Genomic DNA, 26,754 nt, shown 5'->3' with positions numbered 1-26,754 from the left:
ACGTTCGCGGCCACTCAGTCGAGACAGAACTCGTTGCCCTCGACGTCCTGCATCACGAGGCACGACTCGTTGTCGCCATCGGCAGGCAGTAGCCGCACGCGTACCGCGCCGAGCGGGACCAGTCGTGCGCATTCGGCCTCAAGTGCGGCCAGGCGCTCTTCACCCACGAGCCCGGTGCCGACCCGCACGTCAAGATGCAGCCGATTCTTGACGACCTTGCCTTCGGGAACGCGCTGGAAGAACAGCCGCGGGCCCACACCTGAGGGATCAATGCATGCGAACGCTGAACCCTGATGCTCAGGCGGCAGCGCGCGATCGAAATCGTCCCAAGTAGCAAACCCCTCCGGTGGCGGCGGTACGACGTACCCCAACACCTCGCACCAGAAACGAGCGACGCGCTCAGGTTCTGCGCAGTCGAAGGTGACTTGGATCTGCTTGACCGACGCCATCGGTCCACCCTAGAGGCGGGGTCCTTCGTCGTCTCCACGGGCCCCGCCCCTGGCTGGGTTGTGGCGCATGTGGCCGACTCTTGAAGCTGAGTGGGACCTTGAGCCGTGGGATGACGATCCTGACGGTCAAGGCAGAATCTCGACGTACCCGTCGCTTCCGTGCACGCGGATCCGCTGCCCATCGGCAATCAGCCGGGTGGCATCTACCACACCGACGACAGCCGGCAGGCCGTACTCCCGTGCGATCACTGCGCCGTGTGTCATCAATCCTCCGACCTCCGTCACCAGGCCTGTGATGGCGACGAAGAGAGGCGTCCAGCTCGGGTCCGTGTGGGCCGTGACGAGGATGTCACCCGGTTCGAGATCAGCCTGGGCCATGTCCAGGATGACGCGGGCGCGCCCTTCGATGGTCCCGGCGGAGACCGGTAGGCCGATCAGGGCGCCGGTCGGCACGTCGTCGCGTCGGTACGCCCCGGCGATGGCCTCGCCATCCGATGTCAGCACCCGGGGCGGCGTGAGCGCGTGGTACGACCGGAACGCGTCCTTGCGCTGCTGGATGAGCTGGTCATCCACCTGGTTCGAGCGCACGACGTCGTGGAGCTCCTGGAACGTGAGGTAGAAGATGTCCTCCTTCTCAGCGAGCACGTTGGCCTGCACGAGGCGCTCGGCCTCTTCCAGCAGGGCCTGCTTGTAGACGAAGTAGCGGCTGACGATGCCGTACTTCGGGTACTCCCGGTAGCCGATGAAGGTCCGGACCCGGTCGATCATCCGCTTGGCCTCGTCGGCTTTCTGCTCCCCGTCCGGCAGGGCCCGCAGGCGTTCCAGCAGGTCCTCTTGCTTCTTCTGCGCCTCCTGTCGCCCTTGCTCGAAGCGCCGCTCGGCGGCGCCCGGCTCGAAGAGCTTGATGTTGTCGAGGATCAGGGGCACGAGCGTGGTGGGGCGTTCGCTCCAGCGCGGCCTCGTGATGTCGATCTCGCCGGCGCAGCGCATGCCGTACCGGTCGAGGTAGGCCTCGATGGCGTCGCGCGCTTCGGTCCCGCCCGCGAGCTTCGGCAGCTCGTCCAGGAAGCCGTCGTCCTCGACGCCCTGCAGGAACGTCACCACCTCCGGGTGCGGCCGGATCACGTCAGCGACGTCGAGCAGCGCCAGTCCCATCTCTGACGTGACGTTGCCGGGGGCGGACAGCGTGAGCGTGTCGGCCGCGTTCTTCTCGCCCAGCCATTCCTGCAGCTGGTCGTTGAGCCACCAGGTGGCCTCCATCCCCGCCATGATCGCCTGCATGCTCAATGGATCACTGAGGACTCGCTTGTGCTCCTGGAAGGCCTCCAGCAGGAAGTCGAACAGCGCCGGTCCGGTCAACGTCGCGATGTCGCGCCGCAGGGCGGCGATGGAGGCCTGGCTGCGCTCGATCAGCTCGGTGACGATGGCCGGATCGGTCTCGATCGGGGCGGACGCGCCGCTGGCCGGCGGCCCGCCGGGACCAGCCTCCGGGAGCGTCGGGACGAAGTCGCCGCGGTCGAGGACGGTCTCCAGCGCGTCCCTGATCAGCGGATCGCCCCTCCCCACCACCTCCAGGATGCCGGCGCGGCTCGCGGGCGAGGCCAGGCGCCGGGTGACGTCGACGAACAGCCTCCCGCCGGCCTCGTGCATCGGCGCCATGGCCGTCAGCTGCCACACGGAGACGCCCAGTGGCTTCATGGGGTCGGTCATCATCTGCTGATGACCGACGGAGACGTAGACGTGGTTCTCCCGGTCGCGGGCTGCGGGGATGGGGAACAGCGTGGTGATTGGCCGGCTCTGCACGATCTGGAAGTCATCGTCGACCAGGCACCATTCGATGTCCTGCGGGCGGCCGAAATGCGCTTCGATCCGCCGCCCGAGCTGCACGAGCCGCACGACCTGCGCATCCGTCAGCGCCGGCTGCTCCTGCCGCTGCGGGTCGATCGCCACTTCCTGCGTCCCGCCAGCCGGCAGGGGGTGAACGGCACGCTGTTTGGCGGCGACCGCCTCGGCGACGACCTCGCCGTCGCGCACCTTGAAGACGTCCGGGTTCACCAGGCCGGAAACCAGGGCCTCGCCGAGGCCGAAGCTGGCGTCCACGGTGGCGACCTTCCGGTTGCCCGTGACGGGGTCGGCCGTGAACAGGATGCCGGCCGCATCCGGGAAGACCATCTGCTGCACGACCACGGCCATGTGGACCGTACGGTGGTCGATGCCGTTGTGCAGGCGGTAGGTCACGGCCCGCTCGGTGAACAGCGACGCCCAGCACCGGCTGACGTGCTGGAGGATCGCCGCCGGCCCCACGACGTTCAGGTACGTGTCCTGCTGGCCGGCGAAGGATGCCGTCGGCAGGTCCTCTGCCGTCGCGCTGGATCGCACGGCGTAGGCGCCTTGCTCGCCGAGCTGGGCGAGCGCGCGGGTGATCGCCGCCGCCAGATCGCCCGGGATGGCAATCCCTTCGATGGTCCGGCGGATCTCCGCGCCGAGCGTGCGGATCGCCTCCCGGTCATCCGGGTTCAGGCGCGACAGCTGATCGAGCCGATCGTCGATCGACGGCGCTTCCGCCATGATCCGCCGGAAGGCGGCCGTCGTCACGCAAAACCCAGCCGGCACGCGGAGGCCTTCGATCCGCGACAGCCCGCCCAGGTGCGCGGCCTTGCCGCCAACGACCGCGACCTGCGTCTCGTCAACCTCTTGAAGATCCAACACGTACTGCTCGATCATTGCGATACCTCCGAGGCGGCCGTGCTCCCTTGCACTGCACTGGCCGATCGAATCACCGGCGCCTCGGGCGGCGCGCACCCCCGCACCTCCGCGTCAAGCGCCCGCAACTGCACCGCCAATCTCATCAGCGGTTCGAGGTGGCCGCGTCCCCCGTACATCGACAACACACCCACGTCGTGTCCCCCATGTCCTCGTCGGTGTCCGGCCGCCGATTCTGCGGCAAGTCCCGGGTCTTGCCGCAAGCCCCCCTGTGCGCTATACGTTAGAAGTGGCGAGGAGTGAGATCTCCTTGCCTTTTGTTTTGTCGTCCGCCGCGGGCTGAGATCCTTCGACCGCCTGGAGCGTGCCGGGTACCTCCGGCGGGTGCCGGACCCCCACGACCGCCGCAGCGCCCTGGCACTCTCCGACGCCGGTGGCCACGGCCGCGTCGCGCGGGTGGGCTTGGCCAGCGCGATCGTCGGTCAGCTCATCATCGCCGCGGCCGAGGTGATCTGGCCGAGCAACCGGGACCTCGGCGACGTGCTGTTCAGCGTCTCCCCGATCCTGACCGGGGCCGGCCTGGTCACCGCCGGCGTGGCCATCATCCGCGCGGGAGTCTGGGCCCGGCCGTCCCAGTTCCTGCCGCTCACGCTCGGCCTGTACACCATCCTCGTGCTGATCCCGGTGATCACAACGTGCAGAAGCCCCGCGATCCGCCGGGGTGGGGCCGACTGCGGATGCGGCGGCGAACAGGAGAAAATGGACGAATGAGGGAGCGGACCGGCCTGACCCAGGTGGAGTACTTCGTACTGCACGAGTGCGACGGCGACGCGCCCCTGCCCGAGATCGCCGACGCCTGGTTCGACAACGGGGCGAGGTCCCCGACGGTCGAGGAGACCGTGCCGGCGCTCGCCGGGGCGCTGGTGAGCCTGACCGCCGACGGTCTGGTGGAGGTGCGGCGGTTCGCCAGCTGGCCGGCACCCTGGAGCGACGGTGCGCGGGTCGAGGGTGAGCACCTGCGCGCCGAGGTGGGCGGCGTCGACCCCTGGCTGCCCGGCCCCGCCCGGATCGGTCTGCTGGTCGCCCGCGTCACCGAGGAGGGCGGGGCGTACCTCTGACTCCCGGCCCGGGGGTGTCGCGGCGCGGTGGCAGACTGGCCCGGTGGACGAGAATGCCGACGGGCAGTGGTACGCGGTCCGCTGCGTGTTCCACAACGCCGCCGGGGAGCCGATCGTCTACGAGGAACGCATCACGATCTGGCGGGCGGGCAGCTTCGACGAGGCGATCGCGCTGGCCGAGGCGGAGGCCGTCGAGTACACCGACGGCGCCTCCTTCACCTACTCCGGGCTCGCTCAGGCGTTCCACCTGTTCGACGAGCCGGGCCACGGCGCGGAGGTGTACTCGCTGATGCGGGACAGCGACCTGCCGCCCGGCGAGTACCTGACCCGGTTCTTCGACACCGGCGACGAGCGCCAGGGCGCGGTGGGCTGACTCAGCCCACCGCTGCCCGGAGCAGGGCGATGTCGTGCTGGTCGACGGCGCGCGGCGGGTAGCCCTCCCGGAAGCGCAGCTGCTGGGCCACCGACAGGCAGCGCACCGGCCGCCCGTCGATGGCGCCCTCGGCGAAGCCGTCCGCGGCGTAGCCGAAGCTGGCGCCGTCCAGCCCCTCCTGGACCCCGCTGCCGTCCGGCCGGAACGCCACCGGGTGCAGGTCGACCCGCCGGCCGTCCGGCGCGGTCAGCTCGGCGCGGACCGGCAGCCAGTCGACGGTCACGGCGAAGCCGAGCCGGTCCAGCAGGGCGAGGACCTCCGCCTGCTGGGCCGCGTCGACGGCGAGGTCGAGATCGCCGTGCGGCCGGGTCTGCCGGCCGACCACCGCGTCGACCGCCCAGCCGCCGGCCACCCAGGCCCGCAGCCCGTGCGCGGCGAACTCGGTCAGCAGGGCGGTCACCTCGTCTGCGTCCACCCGGCCAGCCTGCCAGCGGGTATCGACGCGCCCTGGCAGGGGGCGTCCGCGGCGGACCGGCCGCAGGTGGCGAGGCTGCACCACCGCCGCAGGCCGCTCTCGTCGAGGAACAGCCACCCGCACCGCTCGTCCGGGCACGCCCGCACGGTGAGCCGGCGCGGGTCGGCCAGCAGTTCGGCGGCGCTCCAGGCGACCGCGTGCACGGGCAGCCGCAGACCGGCGGTCAGGTCCGGCCACCACCGGCCGCGACCGTCGGCGTCGCGCCGGAAGACCAGTGTCTTCGCGGCCTCCTCGGCGTACCGGGCGACGGCGTCGAAGGCGCGCCGGTCCTCGGGGTCGGTCAGGCAGGCGTACAGCCGGGCGCGCAGCGCGCGGGCCTCGTCGAGGGCGGCGTTCGCCCCGACCGGATTCCGGCGGGCGAGGTCGAGCAGGCGGCCCACGGTCACCTCGTCGGCCAGCCCCACGTGGCCGGTCCAGACCGCCAGGGTGCGGTAGCCGCGCAGCCACTCCGCGCCCGGCATCGGCGGCTGGTGGCCCCAGCCGGCGAAGGTGTTGCAGAACTCCAGCGCCGGATGGCCGCCGACGCTCCACGGCAGGGACTCGCCGCGGACCCGCACCTCGTACACCGGTCGGCCGGTCCGCTCCAGGCGGTGGTCGGCGCGCAGGATCCGCCGGTGCACCTCCCGCAGCCGGTCGCCCGGCTCGACCCCCAGGTCGTCCACCAGCGTCCGGCGGGTGCGCCGGTACAGCCGCAGCGCGTCGGCCTGCCGGTCGCCCCGGTACAGCGCGGTCATCAGGGTGGCGACCAGGTGCTCCCGGGTCGGGTGCCGGCCGACCACCGGGGTCAGCTCGGTCACCACGCGGGCGTGCTGGCCCAGCGCGAGCCGCGCCTCGGCGCGCAGCTCGACGCCGGTGAGCCGGCGCTCCTCCAGCGGCCCGTCCAGCCGTTCCCGCAGCACGTCGTCGGCCGTGCCGGCGAGCAGGGGGCCCCGCCGCAGCGCCAGCGCCCGGTCCAGCAGCCGGACCCGCTCGGCGGGGTCGGTGGTGGCGGCCGCCCGGTCCACCAGTTGGACGAACTCCACCGCGTCCACCCGGTGCCCGTCCGGCTCCACCAGGTAGCCGTCGCCCCGGGTGGTGATCCGGACCTGGTACGGGGCCAGCGACGCCCGCAACCGCCCGATGTAGGTGTGCACGGCGCCCCGGGCCGAGGCCGGTGGGTCGCCGTTCCACAGCAGGTCGATGAGCCGGTCCGTGCCGACCCGGTGGCCGACGTCGAGCAGCAGCACCGCGAGGACGCACCGCTCCTGCCGCCGACAGCCCAACTCGACCGGCTCCCCGTCCCGCCGCGCCTCGAACGCCCCGAGCAGAAGAAACTCCATACCCGTCCTGACCCCCTGACCCCCCACCCCGGTTGTCACCGCGAGGGAGCGGGATGGTCAGGCAGTGGTGAGGGGAGGGGGTGAGGGTGGGGGCGTTCTGACACCGATGGAGGAGCAGAGATGCGTAGGAGAACGAGCGTCGCCGCCGTGGCCGCCATGGTCGCGGTCGTCGCGGCCGGGGCGAGCCCGGCGTCCGCGGAGACCACCGGGGGTACGCGCGGCTGGGTGCCCGCCCCGCAGGGAGCCTTCGACCAGCCGGCCGGGGCCCGGTGCGACTTCGCCATCCACAGTGAGCCGGTGCGCGACGAGGTCCGCAAGCTGGTGCTGGACACCAACCCAGACGGCTCGCCCCGCCGCGAGCTGTACGCGGGGGACCTGATCGTCGAGGTGACCAACACCGACAGCGGGGCGAGCACCCAGGTGGACGCCAGCGGCACTGCCATGATCGAGTACCACCCGGACGGGTCGCAGACCTGGTACGCCAACGGCCCGGCGCTCTTCGGCTTCCGGCAGGACGGCGGCACGCTGCCGCGCGGCTACTGGCTCGTCGACGGGGTGTACCGCATCGAGTTCAGCCCGACGTTCTACAAGACCCTCACGATGGTCCACGGCACGACGCACAACGTCTGCGACGACCTGGACTGACTCCCGCCTCCGGCCGCGGCCCCGGGCGGCGTGGGGCGGCGGGGTGACCCGCCGCCCCACCGTCCATCCTGGGGAGGAAAGCACCACCGTGGACGTCGACGAGATCCTGACCGGCCTCTACTGCGAGCAGGGTCGGCAGAACCCCTACCCGTGGTACGCGGCCCTGCACGGGCACGGACCGATCAGCACCGTGCCGGCCCGCGCCGAACACCGCACGATCACCGCGGTCGCCGCCGGGTACGCGGTCCGGCGCGACGAGAACGTGCTGCTGATGATCGCCGGCGCCAACCGCGACCCGGCCCGCTTCCCCGACCCCGACCGGTTCGACCCGCGCCGCAACGGGCCGCCCTCGCTCGCCTTCGGCGTCGGCCCGCACTTCTGCCTCGGCGCCGCGGTGTCCCGTTTGGAGGGGCGGCTCGCCCTGCCCCGGCTGCTGGCCCGCTTCCCGCGGCTGACGGTCACCCGGACGCTGACCTACAGTGGGAGCCTCTTCTTGCGTGGCATCGACAAGCTCTTCGTCTCGACCGGCGGATAGGAGACACGGCATGCCGCTCGACCCCCAGGTGGTGGCGTACCGGTCCGTGCGGGCCGCGGCCGACACGCCGCCGCTCTACACCCAGACCCTCGCCGAGGCCCGCGCCGCCGACCCCACCGCGATCCGCGCCGGCGGCGGCGACGTCGAGCCGGTCAACGAGGTACGCGACACGCACCTTCCCGGCCCCGCCGGCGACCTTCCGGTACGGGTGTACCGGCCGGCCGGCGACGGCCCGCTGCCCACCCTGCTGTACTTCTTCGGCGGCGGCGACAGCGCCGGCGGCAACCTGGCGGCGGTGACCCTGCTGGCCCGCGCCACCGGCCCCCGGCTCGCCGGGCAGCTGCTGGTCTATCCGAACACCGACCAGCGGGCCGACCGCGCGCCCTCCGGCGACGAGGACCCGCTGCTGTTCAACCGGCACTCCGTCGACTGGTACCGGCGGCACTACCTGCCCGACCCGGCCGACGCGGCCGACCCGCTCGCCTCCCCGCTGCTCGCCGCCGACCTCGCCGGCCTCCCACCGGCGCTGGTCGTCACCGCCGAGTACGACCCGCTGCGCGCGGAGGGGGAGCGGTACGCCGAGCGGCTGCGCGAGGCGGGCGTGCCGGTCACGCTCAGCCGGTATCCCGGGATGGTCCACGGGTTCTTCGCGATGCCCGGCGTCTTCGACGCCCGCCGGCGGGCGCAGGACCAGGCCGCCGCGTTTCTCCGGGACCGCTTCGCGCCGGCGGGATCGCCGACCGACGGCGCCCGGCCGGCCGGCGCGCGTGCCGTGGCGGGAACGGGTGGGCCGGCCGATGGCTGACCCGGTGCGCTCCGACCTGCCTGCCCCCCGGCCCGCCCCGACGGGACTCACCGACGACCGGCCGCCGGTCTGCCTCGGGGACTTCGCCGAGCTGGCCCGGGCGGCGGTGCCGCCGGGTGTCTGGGACTACGTCGACGGCGGCAGCGGCGCCGAGACGACCCTCGCCGCCAACCGGGCCGCCCTCGACCGGGTGGCCGTGCTGCCCCGGATGCTCACCGGGGTGGACGATCCCCGCACGGCGGCGACGCTGCTGGGCCGGGAGCAGGCGATGCCGGTGGCGGTGGCGCCGATGGCGTACCAGCGACTGCTGCACCCCGACGGCGAGTCGGCGCTGGCGGCGGCCGCCGGCGCGGCCGGGGTGCCCTACGCGCTCAGCACGCTGAGCAGCACCAGCATCGAGGAGGTGATCGCCGCCGGCGACGGACCGGTCTGGTTCCAGCTCTACTGGCTGCGCGACCGGGGGCTGGTCGCCGACCTGCTGGACCGGGCGCACACCGCCGGCTGCGCCGCGCTGATGGTGACCGTCGACGTGCCGGTGCTCGGCCGGCGGCGGCGCGACGTGCGCAACGGCTTCGCGCTGCCGCCGGACGTCACCGCGGCGAACCTGCCCGGCGGGCGGGACGACCTCGCCCACACCGGCACGCCCGGGGTGTCGGCGATCGCCGCGCACACCGGCGCGGTCTTCGCCCCCGCGCTGACCTGGGCCGACCTCGACTGGCTGCGGGACCGTACCCCGCTGCCCCTGCTGGTCAAGGGCATCCTCGACCCGCGCGACGCGGTGCGGGCGGTGCAGGTCGGCGCGGACGCCGTGGTGGTCTCGAACCACGGCGGCCGGCAGCTCGACGGCGCCCCCGCCACCGCCACCGTGCTGCCCGAGGTGGTCGCCGCCGTCGACGGCCGCGCCGAGGTGCTGCTGGACAGCGGCATCCGCAGCGGCACCGACGTGCTGCGCGCGCTCGCCCTCGGCGCGACCGGGGTGCTGCTGGGCCGGCCGATGCTCTGGGCCCTGGCGGCCGGCGGGCGGGCCGGCGCGGAGACCGCGCTGGCGCTGCTCGCCACCGAACTGCGCGACGCGCTCACCCTCGCCGGCTGCGCCGATCCGGCGGCGGCCCGCGACCTGCGTACCCTGACCGGAGGTTGAGCCGTGGACGAACCAGTGGAGCTGGCGCTCGCCCGTTGCACCCGGTGGTTCCGCCGGCCCCGACGGGACGCTGGTCAGCCCCGGTGCGGCCCCGTGATCTCGCCCGAACCGCGCGGGATCAGCCGGCTCGCCACCAGGTGGGTCGTCGGCCGCCACTGCTCCCCGTCGAGCCGCCGGAAGATCAGCGACGCGGCCACGCGCCCCATCTCCGACGGGTCCTGCGCGACGACCGTGACCGCCGGCTGGAGAAGATCGGCGAGCGGGAAGTCGTCGAAGCCGACGAGGGCGACCTCGTGCTGCCGACCAAGCTGCTGCAGCGCCCGGATCGCCCCGACGGTGACCAGGTTCTGCGCGGTGAAGAGAGCGGTGGGCGGTGACCCGGCCGACAGCAGCCTGCGCACCGCCTCCTCGGACGCGCGCTCGGTGTGCAGGTCGTGCACGATGGCGGCGGTCGACGGTCGGATGCCGTGGTCGCTGAGCGCCTCCTTGAAGCCCTGGAACCGTTGGCGGGCCGTCGGGATGTTGCGCAGGTCGCCCAGGTAGGCGATGTCACGGTGCCCGTGCCGGACGAGATGGTGCACGGCCGCCGCCGCGCCGTCGTGGTTGTCGGTGAGGACGGCGTCCACCGGCAGACCGACCGGCGGTCGGTCGACGAACACCACCGGGGTTCCGGTGCTGACCTCGTTGGCGAGGTAACTCTGGTCGTCGCTGGCGGGCACGACGACCAGGGCGTCGGCCTGCCGCATGGTGAAGGCTCGGACGAGCTCCCGCTCCCGCTCCGGATTCTCGTCCACGCTGCCCGCGAAGATCAGCACACCCCGGTCCCGCGCGGCGTCCTCGATGGCCCGGTGCAGCGCCGCCGAGAAGGGGTTGGCCAGATCCTCCAGCACCGCGGCGATCGCGGCGCTGCGACCGCTGGAGCGCCGGAGGCTGCTGGCGGTGAAATTGGGTCGGTAGTCCAGTTGAGCGATCGCCCGCTGTACCGCGGCCGTCTTCGGCGCGGACACGCCCGCCTCGCCGTTCACGACCCGGGAGACGGTCTTCGGGCTGACACCGGCGAGCATCGCGACGTCCCGAAGGGTCGGGCGTGCCTTGGCGTTGCTCGCCGTTTCGGTGGCGGCGGTGGGCATGGGCGCTCCTACCGGGCAGGTGCGGAGGTGGTGATCGGGGACGACAGGCGCCACCCCCGACCGCCGATGATCGACCGCCAGGCTATCCCCACACCGACCGCAACGGCCGGACGGTGAGGGAACGCACCACGACGTCCCCACCCTCGCTGAAGAGGCGGGTCTGATCGCTGCCGGGCGCCGGGAAGATCAGGTCGGTGATCGTGGTCTCGCCGCCGCCGCCGAAGACCTCGACCGATGATCGATCCACGTAGATGCTCATCCGTACCCGGTTTCCGTCGACCGACAGCGGACCGGAGTGCACGCCCGGGAAGAGCGGGTGGACCTCGGCCTCGCCCGAGCGGGTCCGGTCCACGAAGAGGCGCCGCGCCCCGGTGTCGTACCCGATCAGCGTGCGTTCCTCGTCGCTGCCGCGTACCTGGATGCCGAAGCGATCGGCGTCGCGGAGTTCGAACTCGGCCTGGATCTCCAGCACGGTGCCGTCGGCGGCGGGGGGCAGGTCGAGCACCCCGGGCCGCACCGTGGCGTGGTGCAGCGTGAACGCCGGACCGTCGCCCCGGAGGCCGGCGGGCTGGGCCGCCGGACGCTGCACCAGCCGGACCCTGCCGGCGACGGTGGTCAGCGCGAACTCCCGGGGCAGCGCCATCGCGCCGCGCCAGGGTGAGGTCGGGGTGCTGCCGGCGTACTGCCAGTTGTTCATCCAGCCGACCACGATCCGCCTGCCACCGGGAACGTTGTCGTACGAGACGGCCGCGTAGAAGTCCTTGCCGTGGTCGACCCAGTCGAAGCGCTCCAGCTCGCTTTGCGCCGGCCGGTCGGCGAACGTGACCTGGTCGACGAGGAGGTGTCCCCAGCCACCGGAGTTGAAGTCGTTGATCTCCAGGTGGGCGCGCCGGCCGGCGAGGTCGCGTACGTCCCAGGCCACCCAGTCCAGGTGTTCGCTGTCCTTGCCGGTGGCGGTCCGGACCACCTGCCCGTCCACGACGAGGTTGACCGCGGTCTCCACCGACCGGGGCAGCACAGGTTCGTCGGTGGCGATCAGGTGGTCGACCAGCAGATGCCCCCACCCTCCGGTGTTCTCGTCGACGATCCGGAGTTGGGCGCTACGACCCCGGAATTCGCTCACGTCCCAACCGCGCCAGTTCATGAAGCCGGAGAAGTTGCCGGTGGCGCTGCGCACCACCCGCCCGTCCACCAGCAGCTCGACGACCGTACGGCCCGCGCCGTCGTCCACGTGGCCGCCGGCGCCGACGAGCAGGCTCAGGTGGTTCCGGTCGATGGTGAAGCCGGGGGAGGTCAGGGTGCCGGTCGTCGAGTCGGCCTCGAAGAAGGTGGTGAGCAGCTTGTCGCCGACGTGCCCGCGCTCCGACCGCGCCGGTCCGACCACCGGCGCCCGGTCACGCAGCCCGCCGGTCGCGCTCCAACCGGCGTGCTCGTACGTCTGGCCGTCGGGCAGCTCGAAGTCGAGCACCGGTTCGGCCCCGGCCGGCACGAAGGCGGTGGTGGTGCCGGGCAGATGCGGGTGCCCGCCCCCGCCGACGAGCAGGTTCACGTAGTCCTGGTCGACGGTGAAGTCGGCGGAGACCATCCGCCCCCTGGGTGCGTCGAAGCCCAGGAAGCTGTTGACCAGGGACCGGCCCTGGAAGCCGCTGACCTGCTGCTGACCGGGCACGGTGCCGGGGTACGGGCCGGCTCCGAACGGGCCGGGCCCCAGCGCCGGGTCGTTCTCGACCGTCCATCCGGCGTAGTCGCCCTCGAAGTCGGCGAAGAGCCTTCCGGCCGGCGGTGCCGGCTCGCCGGTGACCACGTTCTCGGCGGTGAACCTGGTGCCGTCCCAGTCGCCGATGAAGTACTGCGCGCCCGACCCGCCGGCCACCGCCCCGGGGTTCAGGTTGACGACCAGGACCCATTTCGTGTGGTGCGGGTCGCCGTCCACCGGCAGCTCGAACAGGTCCGGCACCTCCCATACCCCGCCGACGGCGTTGGCCGGCCCGAAGTCGCTCAGGTGGCGCCAGGATCGGAGATCGGCCGAGCCGTAGAAGCTGACCTTGTGCTCGGTGGCGAGCACGACCGCCATGGTCCACTGCCCGGATCTGGTGTCCCAGAAGACCTTCGGATCGCGGAACTCGCGGGAACCGAGGTCGAGCACGGGGTTGCCCGCGTACTTCGTCCACCGGCGTCCGCGGTCGGTGCTGTACGCCAGCGACTGCGCCTGGATGCCGGTGCCCGGGTACCAGCTGGTGTAGACGGCCACCATCGCGGGTGCGCCCGGGCTGCCGAAGCCGGAGGTGTTGCGCTCGTCGACCACGACCGAGCCGGAGAAGATGTGCTCGTCCGACGAGTACGGAATGGCGACGGGCAGCTCCTCCCAGTGCTGCAGGTCCCGGCTGACCGCGTGCCCCCAGGACATGTTGCCCCACTGCGCGCCCGCTGGGTTGTACTGGTAGAAGAGGTGCCACTCGCCCTGGTACCACACCAGGCCGTTCGGATCGTTCATCCAGTTGCGCTCGGGGCTGAAGTGGATCTGCGGTCGGTAGGGCTCGTCCCTGGTCGCGGTCGATGCCCCGGCCGCGCCCGGCGCCACCGTCACGAGGGCCGCGGCCGCACACGCGGCCAGCCATCGGCGGATCCTCATCCCATCCTCCGTCCGTCGAGGACGTCCGCACACCCTCCCGGCGCCGGCCGTCCGAACGTGGGCGCATCCTGCGCGGCCGCTGACATCGATGTCAAGGGTTACCCGGGAGTTACGTCGTGGTTAGGAAAAAGCGAGCAAGGAACCATTGACATCTCTCTGGCCCTGAGTCGAAACTGCGCTGACATCGTTGTCATCACCCCCCACGGTTCCGACGGGGAGTCATTGAGGGAGAACACATGATTCAGCGCATCGTCCGCCGGCGCGCGGCCCTGCTGGTCGCCGTCGCGGCGGCAACCGGCATGGTCGTCAGCGGGTGCGGTGACAGCTCGGGCTCCGCGGACGGTGACAAGAGCGTCGCCGTTTCGCTGATCACCAAGAACTCCACGAACCCGTTCTTCGTCACCATGCAGCAGGGCGCGAGGAAGGCCGCCGAGGCGGAGGGCGTCAAGCTGACCCTCGCCGCCGGCAAGGAGGACGGCGACGAGGCCGGCCAGGTGCAGGCCATCGAGGACGCGATCGCCCGCGGTGACGATGGCATCCTGATCACCCCGAACGGCCCGGGCGTCAACCCCGCCATCAAGAAGGCCCGGGACGCCGGGCTCTACGTCATCGCGCTGGACACCCCGCCCGACCCGGCGAACACCGTGGACATCACCTTCGCCACCGACAACTTCAAGGCCGGCGAGCTGATCGGTAAGTGGACGGCGAACCAGCTCGCCGGCAAGCCCGCGACCATCGCCCTGCTGGACCTGTTCAATGACAAGGTGGTTTCCGTCGACTACGACCGCGACCAGGGTTTCCTGACCGGGATGGGCATCGGCACCGCCGACCGGAAGAAGAACGGCGACGAGGCGAAGACCGGCAGCTACTCGGGCGGCACCTACACGATCGCCTGCAACGAGCCGACCAACGGCGCCGAGGACGGCGGCCGTACGGCGATGGAGAACTGCCTGACCAGGAACCCGGACATCAACGTGGTCTACACCATCAACGAGCCCGCCGCCGTCGGTGCGCACAAGGCTCTTCAGGCGGCCGGAAAGACGCAGGGCGTGCTGGTCGTCTCCGTCGACGGTGGCTGCGACGGCGTCCGGCAGGTCAAGGACGGCGTCATCGGCGCCACCTCGCAGCAGTACCCGCTGAAGATGGCGGAGCTGGGCGTGCAGGCGATCAAGAAGATCGCGAACGACGGGGAGAAGCCGAAGGCCTCCGCGGGCCTCGACTTCTTCGACACTGGCGTCACCCTGGTCACCGACAAGGCGGCCGCCGGGGTCGAGAGCATCACCAGCACCGACGGCGCGCAGCGCTGCTGGGGCTGATCCACCGCCGCCACGGTCGAGGCGCCCGGGACACCTCGCCCCGGGCCCTCGACCGGGCGGTTCGTCCGCCACCGTCGACAACGGCAGGGAGCCCGCCGTGACCACCACGACCCCACCCACCACCGCCGCGCAGCAGTTCGCCCTGCGCCGGCACTCGCCGCTGCAACGCGTCCAGCACCTGCTGCACGCGCACCCCGCGATCAGCCCGTTCCTCGTGCTGGTCGGATCGTTCGTCGTCTTCTCCACGCTCAACCCGCGCTTCGCCTCGCCCAACTCGCTGTCGCTGGTGCTGCAGCAGGTGGCCGTCATCGGCGCGCTGGCCGTCGGGCAGACCCTGATCATCCTGACCGCCGGTATCGACCTGTCGGTCGGCGCGATCGTCATCCTGGCCATGATGCTCTCGGCCAAGCTGGCCGAGGGGCAGGGACTGCCCGGCGTCCTCGCCATCGTCCTGGCCGTGGCGGTCGGCGCCGCCGCCGGAGCCCTCAACGGGGCGCTGGTGACCCGGCTGAAGCTACCGCCGTTCATCGTCACGCTCGGCACGCTCAGCGTATTCACCGCCATCGGGCTGCTCTACTCCGGCGGCCAGAGCGTCCAGGCCACCGACCTCCCGGCGGTGCTCAGCTGGACCGGTGAATCCTTCCCGCTGGGCCGGTTCCGGATCACCTTCGGCGTGGTCGCGGTCGTCATCCTCTACCTCGCGGTGGGCTTCGCCCTGGCCAAGACCGCCTGGGGCCGGCACGTCTACGCCGTGGGTGACGACAAGGAGGCCGCCCGGCTCGCCGGCATCCGGGTCGACCGGGTCCTGCTGAGCGTGTACGTCGTCGCCGGCGCCATCTACGGCGTCACCGCCTGGATCCTGATCGGACGCGCCGGCGCGGCCAGCCCGAACGCCATCACCGACGCCAACCTGGAGAGCATCACGGCCGTGGTCATCGGCGGCACCAGTCTCTTCGGCGGCCGGGGTGCGGTGCTGGGCACCCTGCTCGGCGCGCTGATCGTCGGTTTCTTCCGCAGCGGCCTCTCCCTCGCCGGCGTCGACGACCAGTACCGCGTGCTCGCCGTCGGTCTGCTGGTGATCCTCGCCGTGGCCGTCGACCAGTGGATCAGGAAGGTGAGGTCATGACCGCCACCACGCACGTTCCCGCCAGCCGGCCGGACGCCCCCGACAGCGACCAGCGCTCCCCGGTGCTCTCGGCCCGCGGCCTGGTCAAGACGTTCGGCAAGGTCGTCGGGCTCGATGGAGTGGACCTCGACCTGTACCCGGGTGAGGTGCTCGCCGTCATCGGCGACAACGGCGCCGGCAAGTCGACGCTGATCAAATGCCTGACCGGCGCGCTGACCCCCGATGCCGGACACCTGTTCCTGGAGGGCAGGCCGGCGCAGTTCAAGCGGCCGCAGGACGCTCGTGACGCCGGTATCGAGACCGTCTACCAGACGTTGGCCGTGGCGCCGGCGCTGGACATCGCGAGCAACCTCTTCCTGGGCCGGGAGAAGCGCCGGCGCGGGGTGCTCGGTGCGGTGTTCCGGATGCTCGACCAGAAGGGCATGCGGCGCGAGGCCACGCAGGCCCTCGCCGACCTCGGGATCGGCACGCTGCAGAACGTGGCACAGGCGGTGGAGACCCTCTCCGGCGGCCAGCGGCAGGCGGTGGCGGTGGCGCGGGCGGCGGCCTTCGGCAGCAAGGTGATCGTGCTGGACGAGCCGACCGCCGCGCTGGGCGTCAAGGAGTCCAACCAGGTGCTGAGGATGATCGAGGAGGTCCGCTCGCGGGGCCTGCCGGTGATCCTCATCAGCCACAACATGCCGCACGTGTTCGAGGTCGCCGACCGCATCCACATCCAGCGGCTGGGCCGCTGCGCCGGGGTGGTCACCCCGAGGTCGCACACGATGCCGGAGGCGGTAGCGATCATGACCGGGGCGACCACCCTCGAGGAGACCCCGGGGCGGGCGGCCGGCTGAGCCGGTGGCAGACGGGAACGGAATCCGACGGCGCCCCGGGAGGAAAGGAACATCGTGATCACGGTAGTGGGCGAGGCTCTGGTGGACCTGATCGAGCACGCGACCCGGGACGTGGTGGCACGTCCCGGGGGAAGCCCGGCGAACGTCGCCGTCGCGCTCGCGCGGCTGGGTCAGCCCACCACCCTGCTGACCCAGCTCGGTGACGACGCCCACGGGCGGACGCTGCGTGAGCACTTGAGCGGCAGCGGCGTACGGCTGGACCCCGCGTCGGTGTCCGACCTGCCACGCACCAGCGTGGCCCGGACCCGGGTGGGCCTGGACGGACAGGCCGGCTACGACTTCGACATCACGTGGCGGTCCTTTCCGGACGGGGTGCTCACCGGCGCGGGCACCCCGAGCGTCTGCCTGCATACCGGCTCCCTCGCCGCCGTGCTGCAGCCGGGCGCCGACGACGTACTGGCGCTGGTGCGGAACCGGCGCGCCACCACCATGATCAGCTACGACCCGAACTGCCGGCCATCGCTGATGGGCGACCAGGTCACGGCGCGGCGGCGGGTCGAGGAGCTGGTGGCGGCGAGCGACATCGTGAAGGTGAGTCTGGAGGACCTGGCCTGGCTCTGTCCCGGCCGCCGGCACGAGCGGGTGGGACATGACTGGCTGGAGGCGGGTCCCTCCCTGGTGGTGGTCACCCAGGGCGACGGCGGGGCGTGGGCCGCCACCCGCCGGTGTGCGGTGCGGGTGGACGCGCTGCCGGTCGCCGTGGTGGACACCGTCGGGGCGGGCGACGCGTTCACGGCGGGGCTGCTGGCGGCGCTGGCGGAACGGGACCTGCTCGGTGCGACGCGGCGGTCGGCACTGCGCGCCGTCCGTCCCGACATCGTCGCGGCCGTGCTCCGGGAGGCGGCTCGGGTCGCCGCCTGGACCTGCGGCCGACGGGGCGCGGACCCGCCCACCCGGGCGGACCTGGCGGCCGACCGGTCCGCCGTCGCCGCATCCCCGGCCGTGGGCTGACCGTTCCGGGAGCAGCGGCCGGCCGCTGTTCCGACGACCGGCGCGGGCCACCATAATGGACCCATGGTCGCTTGGGAGTACGCCCTGCTGGTCCGCCGCTACCAGGGGCAGGGACGCAATTTCCACGTCTCGTTCGTCTGGTACGCCCCGGACGGGTCGCGCACCGACATCACGGCGTACGGCGACACGGCGATCGCGCACCTCAACCGGGCCGGCCGGGAGGGCTGGGAACTGGTCTCCGCCGTCGAGGACGTGAACAACGTGCAGGGCAGCACCGAGGTGCACCGCTACCACCTGAAGCGCCCGCTCGCCTGATCGGGCCTCGTTGCTAGCGTGGCCCCCGGAGGCGGGAGCATCCGCCGGGGGAGGGGCAGCGGTGAGCAAGCGGTACGCCGTCGGCGTGGACTTCGGCACGCTCTCCGGCCGGGCGGTGGTGGTCGCCGTCGAGGACGGCGCCGAGCTGGGCAGCGCGGTGCACCCGTACCGGCACGGGGTGCTCACCGACCGGCTGCCCGAGGGCCCGCCGCTGCCCCCGGACTGGGCCCTGCAGGACCCGACCGATCACCTGGCGGTGCTGCGGGTCGCGGTGCCCGCCGCGCTGGCCGCCGCCGGGGTCGACCCGCGCGACGTGGTCGGCGTCGGCGTGGACGCCACCTCCTGCACGGTGCTGCCGACGCTCGCCGACGGCACCCCGCTCTGCACGCTGCCCGGGCTGCGGGACCGGCCGCACGCCTGGCCCAAGCTGTGGAAGCACCACGCCGCCCAACCCCAGGCCGACCGGATCAACGCCGTCGCCCGGGAACGCGGCGAGACCTGGCTGGGTCGCTACGGCGGCCGGGTCTCGGCCGAGTGGCAGCTGGCCAAGGCGCTGGAGCTGCTGGAGGCCGACCCGGAAATCTTCGACGCCGCGGAACGCTGGATCGAGGCCGCCGACTGGATCGTGTGGCGGCTCTGCGGGCGCGAGACCCGCAACGTCTCCGCCGCCGGCTTCAAGGGGCTGCGCCAGGACGACCGCGAGCCGTCCCCGCAGTTCCTCGCCGCGCTGCACCCGGCGCTGCCCGGGCTGCTGGCCAAGGTCGACGGGCCGCTGGCCGCGCTGGGCGCCCGGGCGGGGACGCTCACCGCCGAGGCGGCCGGCTGGACCGGCCTGCCGGAGGGAACGCCGGTGGCGGTCGGCGCCATCGACGCCCACGTCACCGCCGCGGCCGCCCGCTGCGTCGCGCCCGGGCGGATGCTGGCGGTGCTGGGCACCTCCACCTGCCTGATCATGAACGCGGACGACTGTCACGAGGTGCCCGGCGTCTGCGGGGTGGTCGACGGCGGGGTGAGCGCCGGCAGTTGGGGGTACGAGGCCGGGCAGAGCGGGGTGGGCGACATCTTCGCCTGGTACGTCGACCGGGCGCTGCCCGCGTCGTACGCCGAACAGGTGCGGCGGCGGGGCGTCAGCCCGTACGAGCTGCTGGACTCGCTCGCGGCCGAGCAGCCGGTCGGCGGGCACGGGCTGCTCGCGCTGGACTGGCACAGCGGCAACCGCTCGGTGCTGATGGACCACGAGCTGAGCGGGGTGCTGGTCGGGCTGACCCTGGCCACCCGGCCGGAGGAGATCTGGCGGGCGCTGCTGGAGGCGACCGCGTTCGGGGCGCGGACCGTGGTCGAGGCGTTCACCGCCGCCGGGGTGCCGGTGCGCGAGCTGACCGCCGCCGGTGGCCTCACCGCCAACCGGCTGCTGCTGCGGATCTACGCCGACGTGCTCGGCCGGCCGCTGCACGTGCTGGACGCGGCGCAGCCGGCGGCGCTGGGCGCGGCCATCCACGCGGCGGTGGCCGGCGGGGCGTACCCGGACGTGTCGACCGCGTCGGAGGCGATGGGTGCGCCGCACCGCGAGACGTTCCACCCGGACCCGGCCCGCGCCGCCGCCTACGACGAGTTGTACGCCGAGTACCGCGCCCTGCACGACCACTTCGGCCGGGGCGGCACCGACGTCCTGCACCGCCTCCGCGCCCTCCGCAACCGCGCCCACCCCACCCCCTGACCCGGCCCGGCCCGCGCCCACCCCGCCGGGCGCCCTCGGTGATCAAGAGCTTTGCGTCGGGGAGAGCGCATTCCCATGACCCAAACTTCTTGATCACCGGGCCGGGGCGGGCCGGAAAGGGGGGAGGGACGGCGACGCCCCGCCGGGCGGGGCCGGGCGGGGCGTCGGGGGTGCGGGTGGGGGTCAGCCCAGGTCGACGGCGGGGTAGAGGGGGAAGCCGGTGAGCAGCTCGCTGGCCTGCTTGCTGATCTTGTCGGCCAGCGCCGGGTCGAGGACGTACTTCGCCTTCGACGGGGTGCCGTCGGGGTTGCTGCCGGCCTGCGTCTGGCTGAGCACGGTGTGGATCAGCTCGGCCGTGGCGTCCATCTCGGCGACGCCGAGGCCCCGGGTGGTCAGCGCCGGGGTGCCGATCCGGATGCCCGAGGTGTACCAGGCGCCGTTCGGGTCCTGCGGGACCGCGTTGCGGTTGGTGACGATGCCGGAGTCCAGCAGCGCCTGCTCGGCCTGCCGGCCGGTCAGGCCGTAGCCGGAGACGTCGAGCAGCACCAGGTGGTTGTCGGTGCCGCCGGTGACCAGCTTCGTACCCCGGCGCAGCAGACCCTCGGCGAGCGCCTGGGCGTTGTCGACGATGCGCTGGGCGTAGTCGGCGAAGTCGGGGCGGCGGGCCTCGGCCAGGGCGACGGCCTTGGCCCCCATCACGTGCGGCAGCGGACCGCCGAGCACCATCGGGCAGCCCCGGTCCACCTGGTCGGCCAGCTCCGGGCCGCAGAGCACCATGCCGCCGCGCGGGCCGCGCAGCGACTTGTGGGTGGTGGTGGTGACGATGTGCGCGTGCGGCACCGGGTCGAAGTCGCCGGTGAAGACCTTGCCCGCGACCAGGCCGGCGAAGTGCGCCATGTCGACCATGAAGGTGGCGCCGACCGAGTCGGCGATCTCCCGCATGATCCGGAAGTTCACCTTCCGCGGGTACGCCGAGTAGCCGGCGACCAGGATCAGCGGCTTGAACTCCCGGGCCGCCTCGGCCACCCGGTCGTAGTCGATCAGGCCGGTGGCCGGGTCGGTGCCGTAGCTGCGCTGGTCGAACATCTTGCCGGAGATGTTCGGCCGGAAGCCGTGGGTGAGGTGGCCGCCCGCGTCCAGCGACATGCCGAGCATCCGCTGGTTGCCCAGCTCCCGGCGCAGCGCGAACCAGTCCGTCTCGGTGAGGTCGTTGACCTGGCGTACCTGGGCCTTCTTCAACGCCGGCGATTCCACCCGGTCGGCCAGGATCGCCCAGAACGCCACCAGGTTGGCGTCGATGCCGGAGTGCGGCTGCACGTACGCGTGCGCGGCGCCGAACAGCTCCCGGGCGTGCTCGGCGGCGAGCGCCTCGACGGTGTCCACGTTCTGGCAGCCGGCGTAGAAGCGGCGGCCGACGGTGCCCTCGGCGTACTTGTCGCTGAACCAGTTGCCCATGGCCAGCAGGGTGGCCGGGGAGGCGTAGTTCTCGCTGGCGATGAGCTTGAGCGACTCGCGCTGGTCGGCCAGCTCGGCGCCGATGGCGTCGGCCACCCGGGGCTCGACGGCGCGGATCACCTCGAGCGCGCTGCGGAATGCGGTGGATTCGGCGTTCAGCGACATGCGACCTCCTACAGACGTGCGGAAGGCCCAGGCGCTCGGCGTGCGTCCTCATGACGGGACCGCTTCCCGATGGTGCTCCATCCCCACGCGCCAGTCACGGCCCGCGCCGATCCTACCGGGTCGCCGTGGCGGGGCCCGCCCGACCTCGCCGGACGGGGGTGGTTGGGCGGGCGGCGGCGGCCGGGCCCGGGCTCGGCGGACTGACGCGCCGCCGCCGCGCGGCCCCCACGCCCGCGGCGCGCTCTGCGTACGATCGGCGGATGCCATCCGAGGACGCCGGCGGCAGCCTGGTCGCCATCAGCGACCTGCACGTCGGGTACGCGGAGAACCGGGCGCTGGTCGAGGCGTTGCGCCCGGCCTCGCCCCGGGACTGGCTGATCGTCGCCGGGGACGTGGGCGACACCGCCGCCGACGTCGAGTGGGCGCTGGGTCTGCTGGCCGAGCGGTTCGACACGGTGGTGTGGGCGCCCGGCAACCACGAGCTGTGGACCCCGCAGGGCGACCCGGTCACCCTGCGGGGCGTGGCCCGCTACCAGCATCTGGTGCGACGGTGTCGGGAGCTGGGCGTGCTCACCCCGGAGGACCCGTACCCGGTGTGGCGGGGGCCGGGCGGGCCGGTGCTGGTGGCGCCGCTGTTCCTGCTCTACGACTACAGCTGGCGGCCGGAGGGCTTCGACACCCGCGAGGCCGCCCTGGCCGAGGCGTACCGGACGGGAATCGTCTGCACCGACGAGTTCCTGCTGCACCCCGACCCGTACCCGAGCCGCCACGAGTGGTGCGCGGCCCGGGTCGCCGAGACCGCCCGCCGCCTCGCCGAGCGGGATCCGGCCCTGCCGACCGTGCTGGTCAACCACTGGCCGCTGGTACGGGAACCGACCCGGGTGCTGCGCTACCCGATCTTCGCCCAGTGGTGCGGCACCGAGGCCACTGCCGACTGGCACCGCCGCTTCGACGCCGCCGCCGTGGTCTACGGGCATCTGCACATTCCCCGGACCACCTGGCACGACGGGGTCCGCTTCGAGGAGGTCTCGGTGGGCTATCCCCGGGAGTGGCGGCGTCGGGGCGTACCCCCGGGGCGGGTGCGGCAGATCCTGCCGGCGCCGGACGGGGTGCCGCCGACCGCCTGGTGACGCGCGCCGGGGCCCGGCCGACGGCCGGGCCCCGTGCGGGAAGCGCTCAGGCGGTCACCGCGTCGACGGCCTTCTTGATCGCCTTGGGGGCGGTGGGGGTACGCGGCGCGTCCTTGCGCATCGCGATCATCCGCTCACCGATCTCCTGGAGCTGGTTGCGGCCGAGAGCCTCGCGCACCTTCGGGAACCACTCCTGCTCCTCTTCCTCCATGTGGTGCTCGACGTTCTCGATCAGCACCGTGGTCTTGGCGACGAAGCGCTCGTCGGAGGCGTCCATCGCGGCCAGCTCCGCGCAGAGCAGGTCGGCCACGTGGTGCTCCTCGTACGACTCGAGGATGTCGTCCTCCAGGTCGGGCAGGAGCTTGCGGACCTCCGGGTACATCACCTCGTTCTCCAGGTAGGTGTGCACCGTCAGGGCTTCGAGGATCTGGTTCACCAGCTGCTGGCGCTTGCTGGCCGGGCCCTCCTCGGCCTTCTGGAACTCCTTGAAGAGGCGGCGCATCTCCTTGTGGTCCTCTTTGAGCAGGACGATGGCATCGGTGGACACCGGCAGACCTCCTTGGTTCGACTGACGTCTGCCCCGGTACCCCGAGGGTGAGCTGCGAAAACGGATGGGGCCCGGCGTGTTCCGCCGGGCCCCACCACTGGTCGTGCTTACTGCTACTTCACCACGTTGTACGCGTTGACCATGCCGGCGCCGTAGAAGCCGTTGCGCTCGCCGCCGGAGCAGGTCGCGTCGTAGGCGTGCGGGCCGGTCGAGATCAGCGGAACCGGGTTGTAGACGCCGTCCGGGCAGGACTGCGCCACGGCGGTGCGCTCCAGGAACGAGGCGAGCTGGCCCGCGCTCATGCCCGGGTGCGCCGACGCCGCCAGCGCCGCCACGCCGGTGGCGTGCGGGCCGGACATCGAGGTGCCCTGCTTGTAGCCCCAACCGTTGGTCTTCGTCGCCGTGTTGAAGGTGGTCGACAGAATGCCGTCGGTGAGCGTGGAGCGGACGCCCTGCGTGCGGTAACGGGTGTCGCCACCCGGCGCCGTCACGTCGATGACCCCCTGGCCGTACGAGGAGTAGTAGCTCTTCTGCCCGGTCGGGCCGACCGCCGACACGGTCACCACGCCCGGCGCCTCGGCCGGCAGGTCGAGGCAGGCGTTGGTGAGGTTCTCGCGCTCCTCCGGCGTCCCGTTGTTCGGGCTGCCGAAGTCGTTGAGCTTGTGCGCGAGGTCGTAGTTCGAGTTACCCGCGGACGCCACGTTCAGCACGCCCTTGTTCGCGGAGTAACGGATGGCCCGCTGGACCGCCTGCCACACCGGACGCTGGCGTGCGTCGTTGCGGCAGTTCAGCTCCCACGGGTCGATGTAGTAGCTGTTGTTGGTCAGCTGGAACCCGTGCTCGGCGGCCCAGATGAACCCGCAGACCGCGGCCTCCGGGAAGATGTAGCCGTCGTCGTTGACCACCTTCACCGCGGCGAGCTTGACGCCCGGCGCGATGCCCGCCACGCCGACGCCGTTGACGGCGGCGGCGATGGTGCCGGCCACGTGGGTGCCGTGGTCGGAGGTGGTCGGGTTCCAGGCCGCCTCGGCCGTGTCCACCGTGCCGCCGATGCAGGACGTGCTCTTGTCCTTGGCGATCTGGGTGGCCAGGTCGGGGTGGCTGCTGGAGATGCCGCTGTCCAGCACGCCCACCACCACGCCGGAGTTGCCGGCGTTGACGGCGTGGGCCTGCGGGAGGTCGATCATCGGCATGTCCCACTGCTGACCGTAGAGGGGCTCCTTGGTCGGGTCGGCGGTGATGTTCGCCGCCTCGGCCGCGGAGACCTCGACGGTCTCGCTGTCTTCGAGCGCGGTGCCCAGGCCGGCGGTGGACGCGACCGACTCGACGCCCGCACCCGCCACGTCGGTGGCGAAGGCGGGGTTGGTCGAGCGGACGACGAGCACGCCGATCTGGTCGTACGTGGCCACCACGGTGCCCTTGGCCGCGGCCACCCGGGCCGCCGCCTTCCCGGTGGTGGCGCCCTGCGGGGCCAGGACCAGGAACGTGGTGTCCGGGCCGGCGGCCGTGGCCGGGGCCAGCCCGCCGGCGACGGCGAGGCCGACACCGAGGGTCATGGCGGACGCGGCAGCCAGTGTCTTGCGACGAAGGTTCTTCACACAGACTCCCAGGGGCTGTTTCCAGCCGGGTTGCGCTCCCTGGTGGGGAGCGGCCGGCGGGAAGAGGGCGGGATGCCCGCTTCCGAACCAACAGCGTAGGAGGGTGGTGTGTCGTTACACACATCCGTTCGGCCGGTCGCTGACCGTCATACGGTGGCCAGGGTGTGCGGGATCTCGTCCAGCAGCTCCCGGGCGAGGAAACCGATCCGCCCGAACCGGGGGACCAGCCGCTGGCCGCTGACCGCGTGCGCCCAGGCGGCCCAGCAGGCGCCCTGCGCCGGCGTCGCCCCCCGGGACAGCAGCCCGGCCAGCAGCCCGGAGCGGACGTCGCCGCTGCCCGAGGTGCCCAGGCCCGCGTCGCCGCTCTCCTCCCGCCAGCACTCGCCGTCGGGGGTGGCGATGTGGCCGTAGAGCGAGACCACCGCGTCGTACCGGCGGGCCAGCTCGCGCGCCTCTGCGTCCAGGTCCTCGCCGGGCTCGCGGCCCAGCAGGTGCCGCGCCTCGGTCACGTTGGGGGTGAGCACCACCGGCCGGCCCGCGCCGACCAGCAGGTCCGGCTGGTAGCTGAGCGCGCCCAGCGCGTACGCGTCCAGCACCAGCGGCGTCTCCGGCGCGGCGGCGTCCAGGACCAGGCGCAGCAGCGCCCGGGTCTCGTCGATGTCGTTGAGGCCGGGGCCGACCGCCACCACGTCGGCCTGCCCGACCAGCTCGCCGAGCCGGTCGCCCGGATCGCCGGCGACCGCCCCGTCCCCGGTCTCGGGCAGGCCGATCACCAGCGCCTCCGGCACCTGGATGCTCAGCGCGGCGGCGGTCGACTCGGCGGCGGCCAGCTGGAGCACCCCGGCGCCGGCGCGCAGGGCGGCCACGCCGGCCAGCAGCACCGCGCCGGGGGTGGATCGGGAACCTCCGACCACCAGCACGGTGCCCCGGTGCTCCTTGCCGCCGGTGGGCACCGGCAGCGCCCAGTCGCGCAGCAGCGCCGGGGTGATCACCCGCGTCTCAGACCGGTTCGGCATGGACCTCGTCCTCCCTGGTCGGTCGGGCGCCCTGCCGGCGCAGGTGCGTCACGTCGTTGAAGGTGTCCAGGACGAGGCGGCCCTCGGGGTCGGCCGACCAGCCGGTCACCGAGCAGTTGGCGATCACGTGCTCCCGGGTGAGCGCCATCAGCTCCGCCTCGGTCAACCCGTCCACCAGGTAGCGGAGCATGAAGACCAGCGCGTCGTGGCCGAACAGCAGCACCCGCTGTCCCTCGTGGTCGCGGCGCAGGTCGCCCAGGAGCGCCCGCAGCCGCAGCGCCAGGTCGGTCCAGGACTCGCCGCCCGGTGGGCGGTAGTAGAACTTGCCGAGCCGGCGGCGGCGGGTGGCCTCCTCGGGGAAGCGGCGCTGCACGCCGTGCCCGGTCAGGCCGTCGAGGATGCCCAGTTCCCGGTCGCGCAGCCGCTCGTCCCGGCTGGCCGGGATGCCGGTGCCGGCCAGCGCCAGCTCGGCCGTGCGCACCGCCCGCAGGTACGGCGAGACCACCGCCACGTCGGGCCGGCGTTCGGCCGGCAGGCCGGCGAGCCAGCGGGCGGTGGCCCGGGCCTGCTCCTCGCCGGTGTCCGACAGCGGCACGTCGGCGTCCCGGTGGGTCAGGTCGATCAGCTCGGCGCCGGACGTCTCCGCGGCCGTCGCGGCGACGTTCGCGGTGCTCTCGCCGTGTCGGACGATCCAGAGGGCTGCCAGTTCCGCCATGCGGCCCCCCGTACCCGACCCGGCCGCCCGGTAACCGTTCCGGCCGGTGGGCAGCTCCCGGCGCGCTGCCGGCGTGAACGGATCGAGGCGGGGTAAGCGCTGGCGCGTTCGGAAGCCGAGACAGGGGGAGGTACGCCGTGGCGACCATGGTGAAGGAACAGATCAGCCCGGTGAAGGACAAGAACTACGACCTGATCCACATTCTGCAGATGTCGCTGGACAACATCTACCGGATGGACACCTACATCGCGGACGCGGAGCAGCGGGGCGATTCGGAACTGGCCACCTGGTTCCGCAAGATTCAGGAGAACAACCGCAAGGCGGGTGACCAGGCCAAGCAGATGCTCATGGCGCGGCTGCAGCAGGAAGGGCGCTGACACTGACACCGGCGCTGCCGGGGCCGGACGCAGACCGCTCGCCGC

Annotated in this window: 25 protein-coding genes, 1 pseudogene and 1 riboswitch; of the genes and pseudogenes, 15 read left to right on the top strand and 11 right to left on the bottom strand. The window is 72.7% G+C overall.

The window, feature by feature from the left end; genetic code table 11:
• Positions 1-14: 14 nt before the first annotated feature.
• Positions 15-449 (bottom strand): VOC family protein, encoded by a 435-nt coding sequence (locus ACTWM8_RS17855; RefSeq protein ID WP_446210015.1) that lies wholly within the window; start codon positions 447-449, stop codon positions 15-17.
• 126 nt (positions 450-575) lie between these two features.
• Positions 576-3,173, bottom strand: a complete 2,598-nt coding sequence (gene rph / locus ACTWM8_RS17850; RefSeq protein WP_446210014.1) for a rifamycin-inactivating phosphotransferase — start codon at positions 3,171-3,173, stop codon at positions 576-578.
• Positions 3,174-3,536: 363 nt separating this feature from the next.
• Between rph and ACTWM8_RS17845 the strand changes: the two genes are divergently transcribed.
• From ACTWM8_RS17845 to ACTWM8_RS17835, 3 genes are read left to right on the top strand one after another with little or no spacing between them, the layout of a single operon-like run.
• The gene (locus ACTWM8_RS17845) at positions 3,537-3,923 is read left to right on the top strand and encodes a hypothetical protein (protein WP_446210013.1); all 387 of its coding nucleotides are present in this window, start codon (positions 3,537-3,539) and stop codon (positions 3,921-3,923) included.
• The gene (locus ACTWM8_RS17840; protein WP_446210012.1) at positions 3,920-4,270 is read left to right on the top strand and encodes a hypothetical protein; all 351 of its coding nucleotides are present in this window, start codon (positions 3,920-3,922) and stop codon (positions 4,268-4,270) included. Before ACTWM8_RS17845 ends, ACTWM8_RS17840 begins: the two co-directional genes overlap by 4 nt.
• Positions 4,271-4,313: 43 nt before the next feature.
• Complete coding sequence (locus ACTWM8_RS17835) at positions 4,314-4,643, top strand: hypothetical protein (RefSeq protein ID WP_446210011.1); 330 nt, start codon at positions 4,314-4,316, stop codon at positions 4,641-4,643.
• Position 4,644: 1 nt separating this feature from the next.
• Here the strand turns inward: ACTWM8_RS17835 and ACTWM8_RS17830 are convergent, their stop codons facing one another.
• Together ACTWM8_RS17830 and ACTWM8_RS17825 are read right to left on the bottom strand one after the other, a co-directional pair.
• Positions 4,645-5,118, bottom strand: a complete 474-nt coding sequence (locus ACTWM8_RS17830; RefSeq protein ID WP_446210010.1) for a nucleotidyltransferase domain-containing protein — start codon at positions 5,116-5,118, stop codon at positions 4,645-4,647.
• Positions 5,100-6,497, bottom strand: coding sequence for a BTAD domain-containing putative transcriptional regulator (locus tag ACTWM8_RS17825; RefSeq protein WP_446210009.1), 1,398 nt, complete (start codon positions 6,495-6,497; stop codon positions 5,100-5,102). Before ACTWM8_RS17825 ends, ACTWM8_RS17830 begins: the two co-directional genes overlap by 19 nt.
• Positions 6,498-6,617: 120 nt before the next feature.
• On the opposite strand from ACTWM8_RS17825, the gene ACTWM8_RS17820 reads away from it, so the two are divergent.
• The 4 genes and pseudogenes from ACTWM8_RS17820 (at position 6,618) to ACTWM8_RS17805 (ending at position 9,623) form a co-directional block, all read left to right on the top strand.
• Positions 6,618-7,142 (top strand): hypothetical protein, encoded by a 525-nt coding sequence (locus ACTWM8_RS17820; protein ID WP_446210008.1) that lies wholly within the window; start codon positions 6,618-6,620, stop codon positions 7,140-7,142.
• Between the two features lie 196 nt (positions 7,143-7,338).
• Positions 7,339-7,677 (top strand): annotated as a pseudogene (locus ACTWM8_RS17815) (cytochrome P450); the annotation flags it as partial.
• A gap of 10 nt (positions 7,678-7,687) precedes the next feature.
• The gene (locus ACTWM8_RS17810; protein ID WP_446210007.1) at positions 7,688-8,482 is read left to right on the top strand and encodes an alpha/beta hydrolase; all 795 of its coding nucleotides are present in this window, start codon (positions 7,688-7,690) and stop codon (positions 8,480-8,482) included.
• Complete coding sequence (locus ACTWM8_RS17805) at positions 8,475-9,623, top strand: alpha-hydroxy acid oxidase (protein WP_446210006.1); 1,149 nt, start codon at positions 8,475-8,477, stop codon at positions 9,621-9,623. The genes ACTWM8_RS17810 and ACTWM8_RS17805 overlap by 8 nt, the downstream gene beginning before the upstream one ends.
• Before the next feature lie 74 nt (positions 9,624-9,697).
• Here ACTWM8_RS17805 and ACTWM8_RS17800 read toward each other — a convergent pair whose 3' ends face one another.
• Both ACTWM8_RS17800 and ACTWM8_RS17795 read right to left on the bottom strand, forming a co-directional pair.
• Entirely contained in the window at positions 9,698-10,753 is a 1,056-nt protein-coding gene (locus ACTWM8_RS17800; protein ID WP_179805270.1) for a LacI family DNA-binding transcriptional regulator, read from the bottom strand.
• An 82-nt stretch (positions 10,754-10,835) separates the two neighbouring features.
• The gene (locus ACTWM8_RS17795; RefSeq protein WP_446210005.1) at positions 10,836-13,385 is read right to left on the bottom strand and encodes a GH32 C-terminal domain-containing protein; all 2,550 of its coding nucleotides are present in this window, start codon (positions 13,383-13,385) and stop codon (positions 10,836-10,838) included.
• A 236-nt stretch (positions 13,386-13,621) separates the two neighbouring features.
• On the opposite strand from ACTWM8_RS17795, the gene ACTWM8_RS17790 reads away from it, so the two are divergent.
• The 6 genes from ACTWM8_RS17790 to araB all read left to right on the top strand — a co-directional run bounded on the left by ACTWM8_RS17790 (position 13,622) and on the right by araB (position 19,706).
• On the top strand, positions 13,622-14,701 hold the full coding sequence (locus tag ACTWM8_RS17790; RefSeq protein WP_446210004.1) for a substrate-binding domain-containing protein: 1,080 nt from the start codon (positions 13,622-13,624) through the stop codon (positions 14,699-14,701).
• A 97-nt stretch (positions 14,702-14,798) separates the two neighbouring features.
• Positions 14,799-15,827, top strand: coding sequence for an ABC transporter permease (locus ACTWM8_RS17785; RefSeq protein WP_357609033.1), 1,029 nt, complete (start codon positions 14,799-14,801; stop codon positions 15,825-15,827).
• A complete protein-coding gene (locus tag ACTWM8_RS17780) occupies positions 15,824-16,663 on the top strand; it encodes an ATP-binding cassette domain-containing protein (protein ID WP_334575091.1) in 840 nt (279 codons plus the stop codon). Before ACTWM8_RS17785 ends, ACTWM8_RS17780 begins: the two co-directional genes overlap by 4 nt.
• Positions 16,664-16,717: 54 nt before the next feature.
• On the top strand, positions 16,718-17,674 hold the full coding sequence (locus ACTWM8_RS17775) for a carbohydrate kinase family protein (protein WP_446210003.1): 957 nt from the start codon (positions 16,718-16,720) through the stop codon (positions 17,672-17,674).
• Positions 17,675-17,737: 63 nt separating this feature from the next.
• Positions 17,738-17,989, top strand: coding sequence for a hypothetical protein (locus tag ACTWM8_RS17770; protein WP_446210002.1), 252 nt, complete (start codon positions 17,738-17,740; stop codon positions 17,987-17,989).
• Between the two features lie 61 nt (positions 17,990-18,050).
• Positions 18,051-19,706, top strand: a complete 1,656-nt coding sequence (araB, locus tag ACTWM8_RS17765; protein ID WP_446210001.1) for a ribulokinase — start codon at positions 18,051-18,053, stop codon at positions 19,704-19,706.
• A gap of 183 nt (positions 19,707-19,889) precedes the next feature.
• On the opposite strand, the gene ACTWM8_RS17760 is transcribed toward araB, so the two are convergent.
• On the bottom strand, positions 19,890-21,326 hold the full coding sequence (locus ACTWM8_RS17760) for a glycine hydroxymethyltransferase (RefSeq protein WP_446210000.1): 1,437 nt from the start codon (positions 21,324-21,326) through the stop codon (positions 19,890-19,892).
• An 18-nt stretch (positions 21,327-21,344) separates the two neighbouring features.
• A riboswitch (ZMP/ZTP riboswitch) is annotated at positions 21,345-21,434 on the bottom strand.
• A gap of 152 nt (positions 21,435-21,586) precedes the next feature.
• Here ACTWM8_RS17760 and ACTWM8_RS17755 point away from each other — a divergent pair.
• Positions 21,587-22,456, top strand: a complete 870-nt coding sequence (locus tag ACTWM8_RS17755; RefSeq protein WP_446209999.1) for a metallophosphoesterase family protein — start codon at positions 21,587-21,589, stop codon at positions 22,454-22,456.
• Positions 22,457-22,502: 46 nt separating this feature from the next.
• On the opposite strand, the gene ACTWM8_RS17750 is transcribed toward ACTWM8_RS17755, so the two are convergent.
• From ACTWM8_RS17750 to ACTWM8_RS17735, 4 genes are all read right to left on the bottom strand, one after another.
• Positions 22,503-23,003 (bottom strand): hemerythrin domain-containing protein, encoded by a 501-nt coding sequence (locus tag ACTWM8_RS17750; protein ID WP_446209998.1) that lies wholly within the window; start codon positions 23,001-23,003, stop codon positions 22,503-22,505.
• Between the two features lie 113 nt (positions 23,004-23,116).
• A complete protein-coding gene (locus ACTWM8_RS17745) occupies positions 23,117-24,601 on the bottom strand; it encodes a S8 family peptidase (protein WP_446209997.1) in 1,485 nt (494 codons plus the stop codon).
• Positions 24,602-24,747: 146 nt separating this feature from the next.
• The gene (locus ACTWM8_RS17740) at positions 24,748-25,617 is read right to left on the bottom strand and encodes an NAD(P)H-hydrate dehydratase (protein ID WP_446209996.1); all 870 of its coding nucleotides are present in this window, start codon (positions 25,615-25,617) and stop codon (positions 24,748-24,750) included.
• Positions 25,601-26,332, bottom strand: coding sequence for a histidine phosphatase family protein (locus ACTWM8_RS17735; RefSeq protein ID WP_377610787.1), 732 nt, complete (start codon positions 26,330-26,332; stop codon positions 25,601-25,603). Before ACTWM8_RS17735 ends, ACTWM8_RS17740 begins: the two co-directional genes overlap by 17 nt.
• Positions 26,333-26,478: 146 nt before the next feature.
• Here ACTWM8_RS17735 and ACTWM8_RS17730 point away from each other — a divergent pair, with 146 nt between their 5' ends.
• Positions 26,479-26,709, top strand: coding sequence for a hypothetical protein (locus tag ACTWM8_RS17730; RefSeq protein WP_446214586.1), 231 nt, complete (start codon positions 26,479-26,481; stop codon positions 26,707-26,709).
• Positions 26,710-26,754 lie beyond the last annotated feature (45 nt).

Source organism: Micromonospora sp. IBSANI012 (genome assembly GCF_052814045.1).
This window is presented reverse-complemented; position numbering and strand designations above follow the sequence as displayed.

Coding starts and splice junctions, on each gene's coding strand:
- ACTWM8_RS17755 (WP_446209999.1), top strand. CDS start 21,587: ATGCCATCCGAGGACGCCGGCGGCAGCCTGGTCGCCATCAGCGACCTG.
- ACTWM8_RS17740 (WP_446209996.1), bottom strand. CDS start 25,617: ATGCCGAACCGGTCTGAGACGCGGGTGATCACCCCGGCGCTGCTGCGC.
- ACTWM8_RS17735 (WP_377610787.1), bottom strand. CDS start 26,332: ATGGCGGAACTGGCAGCCCTCTGGATCGTCCGACACGGCGAGAGCACC.
- ACTWM8_RS17840 (WP_446210012.1), top strand. CDS start 3,920: ATGAGGGAGCGGACCGGCCTGACCCAGGTGGAGTACTTCGTACTGCAC.
- ACTWM8_RS17825 (WP_446210009.1), bottom strand. CDS start 6,497: ATGGAGTTTCTTCTGCTCGGGGCGTTCGAGGCGCGGCGGGACGGGGAG.
- ACTWM8_RS17760 (WP_446210000.1), bottom strand. CDS start 21,326: ATGTCGCTGAACGCCGAATCCACCGCATTCCGCAGCGCGCTCGAGGTG.
- ACTWM8_RS17770 (WP_446210002.1), top strand. CDS start 17,738: ATGGTCGCTTGGGAGTACGCCCTGCTGGTCCGCCGCTACCAGGGGCAG.
- ACTWM8_RS17800 (WP_179805270.1), bottom strand. CDS start 10,753: ATGCCCACCGCCGCCACCGAAACGGCGAGCAACGCCAAGGCACGCCCG.
- ACTWM8_RS17790 (WP_446210004.1), top strand. CDS start 13,622: ATGATTCAGCGCATCGTCCGCCGGCGCGCGGCCCTGCTGGTCGCCGTC.
- rph (WP_446210014.1), bottom strand. CDS start 3,173: ATGATCGAGCAGTACGTGTTGGATCTTCAAGAGGTTGACGAGACGCAG.
- ACTWM8_RS17795 (WP_446210005.1), bottom strand. CDS start 13,385: ATGAGGATCCGCCGATGGCTGGCCGCGTGTGCGGCCGCGGCCCTCGTG.
- ACTWM8_RS17805 (WP_446210006.1), top strand. CDS start 8,475: ATGGCTGACCCGGTGCGCTCCGACCTGCCTGCCCCCCGGCCCGCCCCG.
- ACTWM8_RS17820 (WP_446210008.1), top strand. CDS start 6,618: ATGCGTAGGAGAACGAGCGTCGCCGCCGTGGCCGCCATGGTCGCGGTC.
- ACTWM8_RS17855 (WP_446210015.1), bottom strand. CDS start 449: ATGGCGTCGGTCAAGCAGATCCAAGTCACCTTCGACTGCGCAGAACCT.
- ACTWM8_RS17780 (WP_334575091.1), top strand. CDS start 15,824: ATGACCGCCACCACGCACGTTCCCGCCAGCCGGCCGGACGCCCCCGAC.
- ACTWM8_RS17810 (WP_446210007.1), top strand. CDS start 7,688: ATGCCGCTCGACCCCCAGGTGGTGGCGTACCGGTCCGTGCGGGCCGCG.
- ACTWM8_RS17730 (WP_446214586.1), top strand. CDS start 26,479: ATGGTGAAGGAACAGATCAGCCCGGTGAAGGACAAGAACTACGACCTG.